We start from the raw sequence: 6,241 nt of genomic DNA, 5'->3' as shown, positions 1-6,241 counted from the left end.
AAGGTCGAGCGGCCCCTCGTACTGTGGAATTTGGACGGCAAACGGCTTCATAACTGGTCCAGCACTATTTACGCAAGTAGCACCAATTTGTGCGGGTGAGACCTTGGCTCCTTTATCAACCACTTCAAACAATGGAGTGACGGGAACTTGGTCGCCGATATTAGATAATATCGTAACTACAACCTATACTTTTACCCCAGATACTGGACAATGTACTGTAAATCCTGCTACAATGACAATTATCGTCAATCCGATTGAAGCACTATTTACGCAAGTAGCACCAATCTGTTCGGGTGAGACTTTGGCTCCCTTGCCAACCACTTCTAACAATGGAGTGACGGGAACTTGGTCTCCATTGTTAGATAATACCGTAACTACAACTTATACTTTCACACCAGATGCTGGACAATGTACTGTAAATCCTGCTACAATGACCATTGTCGTCAATCCGATTGAAGCACTATTTACGCAAGTAGCACCAATTTGTTCGGGTGAAACCTTGGATCCTTTACCAACTACTTCTAACAATGGAGTGACTGGTACTTGGTCGCCAGCACCAAATAATACCGCAACTACTACTTATACTTTTACGCCAGACGCTGGACAATGTACTGTAAATCCTGCTACAATGACAATTATCGTCAATCCGCTTGAAGCGCTATTTACGCAAGTAGATTCAATTTGCTTTGGTCAAACTTTGGCTCCTTTGCCATCCACTTCTAATAATGGAGTTACTGGAACTTGGTCGCCGGTATTAGATACTACCGCAACTGCAACGTATACTTTTACACCAGATGCTGGACAATGCGCACCAACAACAGCGACTACGACAATGACCATTGTGGTCAATCCGATTATAACACCAACTTTCACAACAATTGCACCATTTTGTTCAGGTCTAGAAAGCCCAATTCTTCCAACGACTTCAAATAATTCAGTTGTAGGAACTTGGAGCCCGACAACGGTTAGTAATACAGATTCTGCCACTTATACATTTATACCAAATGCTGACCAATGTGCGTCTACAACAACTTTAGATGTAACAATTATTCCTAAAACAATTCCATTGTTTGACCCAATTGCAGATGTTTGCTATAATTCAACCCCACCTAGTTTACCGCTAACTTCAACGAATGGAATTACAGGGACTTGGAATCCGTCAACCGTTAGTAATACGGTTTCTGAAATTTACACTTTTACTCCCTCTGCGGGTATTTGCGCAGCTACAATTACATTAACGATCAATGTAAATGCGATTACACCATTATTTGACGTCGTTTCGTCCATTTGTGCAAATGCAACCGCTCCGCTATTACCTTCAACCTCTACAAATGGGATTATAGGCAGTTGGAATCCTACAATTGTTAGCAATACCGCTTCGGCCGATTATGTTTTTACGCCCGATGCAGGACAATGTGCTACAAGTACAACTTTAAATGTAACCGTAAATGAAATTATTACTCCTACTTTTACATCTATTGCTCCAATTTGCTCGGACGCAGTTCCTCCTGTTCTGCCATTAACATCTGATAATTCTATTACAGGAACCTGGAATCCTGCTACAATAAGCAATACTCTGTCAGGAACTTATACATTTACACCAACCGAAGGGCAATGTGCAACTTCTACTAATTTAACTGTTGAGGTCCGCCCCAATGTAACTCCAATTTTTGCAGAAATAAGTCCATTATGTTCGGGTGAAACAAGTCCAGTTTTACCACTTACATCAACTAATGGCGTTATTGGAACCTGGAATCCTGCTTCTGTTAGCAATACTTTATCGGGAAATTATATTTTTACGCCTGATGCAGGCCAGTGCGGATTGACAGCGAGCTTAAGTGTAACAGTTTATCAATCTCCAACTTCGATTACATTAAAAACTACGGATGTTATTAATGAGCAACCTGATGGGATTATTGAAATTACCGGCGTGACAAGTGGTTTAGAACCATATACCTATAGCATCAATAATAGTTCATTTACGTCAAATACGACCTATTCAAACCTAAATCCTGGTGAATACACCATCACTGTTTTAGATTCCAATGGTTGCGTGTTTAGTAAAAAAGTGACCGTAAATTCTGTTTGTTTAATACCAAATTTAATTACTCCAAATAACGATACTTTTAATGACACTTTCGACCTTACGGGTTGTGATATAGCAAAACTCCGTATTTATAATAGATATGGTGTAGAAGTAAATGATTTTCAAAATTATTCAAACCAATGGGATGGTAAAAATAAAAAAGGAGAATTCTTAGCTGACGGCACCTACTATTATGTAGCCGAAAATAAAAATGGAATTGTCAAATCGGGTTGGATATATGTTACTAGATAGAGTAAAAATACCCAATTTTGAAAAATTTTATCGGTTCATATTTTGCATTTCATAAATAAAAGTATCTAAATCTACTTTTTTATCTATCAGTGCTAATGCTTTATTGACGATGTAGTTTACATTGCCGATTGTAAATCCAAGGGCTACAGCAAATTTTCTTAAAAGTGTTTCTTGCTTATCGCCCAGATGATGGTCATGGTGAACTACTCTAGAAATATTATACAAATTCTCTAATCTTTCCACATATAAATAGGGCGGATTAAGAGGATATTTTAATGGATTGGCTAAAATTTCTTTATATTCTTCATCAGAAATATCCAGTTTTACAGCCAATTTGTCTAAAAACTTTTTTTCATCGGGATCAAACTTCCCCCCATCTGCATACAATACGAACTGCGGCAGAAAATCGACCTTTTACACGGTGTTTGAATTCGCTATCAAATAATTGTGCTATTGACATAATAATAGATTTTAAATGGTCAACTAAAGTTACAACATATTTCGATATTTTTCAACTATCAAATGCCAATATTTTTGTTAATATTTAACTCCTATTGTTAAAAATGTAGAGCTCAAAAAAGGCATTTCATAGCATCAAATAAAACTAATTTCAAAATAAATTGTAAGTTTGACAACCCCTAATATTTAAACTTGTTTACCATGTCAGAATTTTGGATTTTTTTCGAAAAAGGCTTGAGGCATATTCTAGACCTGTCTGCTTATGACCACATTTTATTTTTAATAGCATTAACTATTCCTTATGCCTTTAAAGACTGGAAAAGACTGTTGCTTTTAGTAACTATTTTTACCATTGGTCATACTGCAGCATTACTGCTATCGGTTTCTGGAGTGATGATTATTAAAATTAATTTAGTTACATTTTTAATTCCAACAACAATTCTAATTATTGCTTTTTTTAATCTATTCACTGCGGGAAAATCTTCAAAACAAGAAAGTATAAGCGTTATAGGGTTTGTAACTCTGTTTTTCGGAATGATTCACGGATTAAGTTTTGCAGCCTATTTTAAAACCGTAGTGAATGATTCTCCACAATCACAAGTATTGTCTTTATCGGAGTTTTCATTAGGAATCGAAACTTCGCAAATCATTGTAGTTTTTATTGTGTTGATACTTTCGTATATTGTCCAAACTTTCTTCCGATTTTCAAAACGCGATTGGACCTTAGCAATGTCGTCTTTTGTAATTGGCGTAGTTTTACCAATGATTATTTCAAGCGAAATCTGGAATAGATAAATAAAAAAATGGAAAATAAAAAATTAAATAAATATGACAAGGCCTATCTTCGAATTGCCAAAGAATGGGGTAATTTGTCTTATTGCAAACGCAAACAAGTTGGTGCAATAATCGTTCGAGATAAAATGATTATTTCAGACGGATACAACGGAACGCCATCGGGTTTTGAAAATTGCTGTGAAGACGAGGCAGGAATAACTAACTGGTATGTTCTTCACGCTGAAGCAAATGCCATTCTTAAAGTAGCAAAATCGACCCAAACTTGCGAAGGTGCCACACTATATATTACCCTTTCGCCATGTAGAGAATGTAGTAAATTAATTCACCAAGCTGGAATAAAAAGAGTGGTCTATCAAATTGTATATAAAGACACATCAGGACTGGATTTTCTCGTTAAAGCCGGTGTAATTGCAGAACAAATTGAAGAATTAGAATAAATAAGCTAAGATGAAAGCAATTATATTTTCTCTATTTTTACTATTGCCGTTTTTTGCTGTCATTGCGCAAGAAAAGGGAATTCTATTGCAAAATAAAAATGCTGAAAAATCAGATTTTTTAATGGAACACAAAAGAATAAAAGTAGTTACAACTGACGGCAAATGTTTTTATGGAAGATTTTCAATTATTGACAACAATACTATTTCAATAAATAACACATTAATTACTTTATCTTCAATTGAGAAAATTAAAAGAAAGTCGCTGACAGCAACCATTACTGCTCCAATAGTATGTACCTTAGGCGTTATTCTTATACTTGGAGGTACTGGAGTAACAGCTGTTGGTGGAGGATTGACAATAGTAGGATTGGGTATGATTTCTTCGGGCTTTACCATTCCGGTAATAGCTTTAATTTCTAACAAACATCCCAAAAACCAATGGGAATATACTGTAGGAGACATCCCATTGAATTAAATTATTTTAAATCTCAATATGAAATCTCCACTAACAACGAGTTTGCTGCAAACAAACACCGATAAATAAAAGGCGACCCGAGTCCGCCGTGGCGGACGAACTGGCGAAGCATACCATATAGGACCGCTAAAAAATCAAATTTTACCAATATGAAAATTAACCCAAAATACTTTCCAATACTTATTTTCGGGGCCTTAGCCTTTGGAATACTTCTAGGAGGATGGCTCAATTTTCCGGGTCAAAGTCAGTTTTTGGCCAAAAACAGTTCGAAAAACAAGCTCAACAAATTACTTGATTTTATAGACAACGAATATGTCGATAAAGTAAATGCTGATACCATTACCAATCGAGCCATCGAGAATATTTTGGGACAATTGGATCCACATTCGGTCTATATTCCGCCCAGTGAGCAAGCACAAGTTGCCGAAAGTATGCGAGGTGAGTTTATGGGAATCGGTGTGAATTTCTATATGTATAAAGATTCTTTAGCTATTATCAAGCCCGTCGAAAACGGACCTTCGGAAAAAGCGGGAATTCAATCAGGTGACCGAATTTTGTATGCCGATAAAACAAAATTATTTGGCCGAAAACTCCCTACAGACAGTCTATTTTCTAAGCTAAAGGGAAAAGAAGGATCTGAAATTTTAGTCACCGTTTATAGAAAAACGGAGAACAAAAAATTAAATATTAAAATTAAGCGAGGCATTATTCCCATAAAAAGTGTTGATGCTGCTCTGCTTTTGAACCCCACGACAGGTTATATCAAAATCAATCGCTTTGCCGAAAGCACTTTTGATGAATTCAAAATAGGCTTGACTAAATTAAAAGAAAAAGGCATAAAATCACTTGTGATCGACCTTCGGGACAACGGCGGCGGCTATTTAGAACAAGCTGTGGCTATTGCAGATGAATTGCTGGCAGACAAACAATTAATTGTATTTACAAAGGACAAAAACGGAAAAATCGAAAAAACAATAGCAACGAAAACCGGTAGTTTCGAAAGCGGAAAACTATTTGTATTGATCAACGAAAACAGTGCGTCCGCTAGCGAAATATTGGCAGGAGCCATTCAAGATAATGATAGAGGAACAATTGTAGGTCGTCGTTCTTTTGGGAAAGGATTGGTACAACGAGAAATGGATTTTGAGGATGGATCAGCGGTTCGACTGACGATTGCTAGGTACTATACGCCAACGGGGCGTTCCATACAAAAACCTTATTCAAAAGGCAACGAAGATTATTTGAAAGAAGCCGAACTGCGTTTTGATAGTGGAGAATTGTATTATAAAGACAGTATAAAAACACCTAATACGCCCAAATTCAAAACTCCAAAAGGAAAAATTGTCTATGGTGGTGGTGGCATCGTGCCTGATGTTTTCGTTCCTCTTGAATTGGAATCTAGCAAAGAACACACTTCTTATTTATTGCAAACTGGAGTTCTGGGCCAATTTGTTTTTGAACAATTAGATTACAACCGAAACGTTTTTAAAGGATTGACTTTCGAACAATTTAAAGCTAAAATGAATGGCGCAGATTTGTATTTCATTGCTTTTCAAAAATACCTTTTCAAAAACGGAATAAAGATCAATTTAGACAAAAACAAATCACTAGTAAAACTTTATTTGGCAGCAGAATTTGCCCGTCAGTTATTCAGTGAAAATAAGTTTTATGAAATTGTATTGGAAGAGGATGCTATGATTGACAAAGTTTTGAAATAGACCAATTTGAAATCGAGTC

At 36.3% G+C, this 6,241-nt stretch carries 6 protein-coding genes; 5 read left to right on the top strand and 1 reads right to left on the bottom strand.

Translation table 11 applies throughout. The features are described from left to right. The coding region (locus tag RMO83_RS12185) for a gliding motility-associated C-terminal domain-containing protein (RefSeq protein WP_310559971.1) at positions 1 to 2,338 on the top strand (2,338 nt) is incomplete at its 5' end. Positions 2,339 to 2,365: 27 nt separating this feature from the next. Here the strand turns inward: RMO83_RS12185 and RMO83_RS12180 are convergent. After that, a complete protein-coding gene (locus RMO83_RS12180) occupies positions 2,366 to 2,725 on the bottom strand; it encodes a TerB family tellurite resistance protein (RefSeq protein ID WP_310559970.1) in 360 nt (119 codons plus the stop codon). A 273-nt stretch (positions 2,726 to 2,998) separates the two neighbouring features. Here RMO83_RS12180 and RMO83_RS12175 point away from each other — a divergent pair, with 273 nt between their 5' ends. The 4 genes from RMO83_RS12175 (at position 2,999) to RMO83_RS12160 (ending at position 6,222) form a co-directional block, all read left to right on the top strand. Further along, entirely contained in the window at positions 2,999 to 3,592 is a 594-nt protein-coding gene (locus tag RMO83_RS12175; RefSeq protein WP_310559969.1) for a HupE/UreJ family protein, read from the top strand. A gap of 8 nt (positions 3,593 to 3,600) precedes the next feature. Next, positions 3,601 to 4,029 (top strand): dCMP deaminase family protein, encoded by a 429-nt coding sequence (locus RMO83_RS12170; protein ID WP_310559968.1) that lies wholly within the window; start codon positions 3,601 to 3,603, stop codon positions 4,027 to 4,029. A 10-nt stretch (positions 4,030 to 4,039) separates the two neighbouring features. After that, positions 4,040 to 4,504, top strand: coding sequence for a hypothetical protein (locus RMO83_RS12165; protein WP_310559967.1), 465 nt, complete (start codon positions 4,040 to 4,042; stop codon positions 4,502 to 4,504). A 149-nt stretch (positions 4,505 to 4,653) separates the two neighbouring features. Continuing rightward, entirely contained in the window at positions 4,654 to 6,222 is a 1,569-nt protein-coding gene (locus tag RMO83_RS12160) for a S41 family peptidase (protein WP_310559966.1), read from the top strand. Positions 6,223 to 6,241 lie beyond the last annotated feature (19 nt).

Source organism: Flavobacterium sp. (assembly GCF_031423415.1).
In the GTDB taxonomy this organism is placed as follows: Bacteria; Bacteroidota; Bacteroidia; order Flavobacteriales; family Flavobacteriaceae; genus Flavobacterium.
Note: the sequence above shows the minus strand (reverse complement) of the source record. Positions and strands in the feature narration are given on the sequence as shown.

Excerpts from the sequence above, each read along its gene's own strand:
- RMO83_RS12175 (WP_310559969.1), top strand. The coding sequence starts at position 2,999 with ATGTCAGAATTTTGGATTTTTTTCGAAAAAGGCTTGAGGCATATTCTA.
- RMO83_RS12170 (WP_310559968.1), top strand. The coding sequence starts at position 3,601 with ATGGAAAATAAAAAATTAAATAAATATGACAAGGCCTATCTTCGAATT.
- RMO83_RS12165 (WP_310559967.1), top strand. The coding sequence starts at position 4,040 with ATGAAAGCAATTATATTTTCTCTATTTTTACTATTGCCGTTTTTTGCT.
- RMO83_RS12160 (WP_310559966.1), top strand. The coding sequence starts at position 4,654 with ATGAAAATTAACCCAAAATACTTTCCAATACTTATTTTCGGGGCCTTA.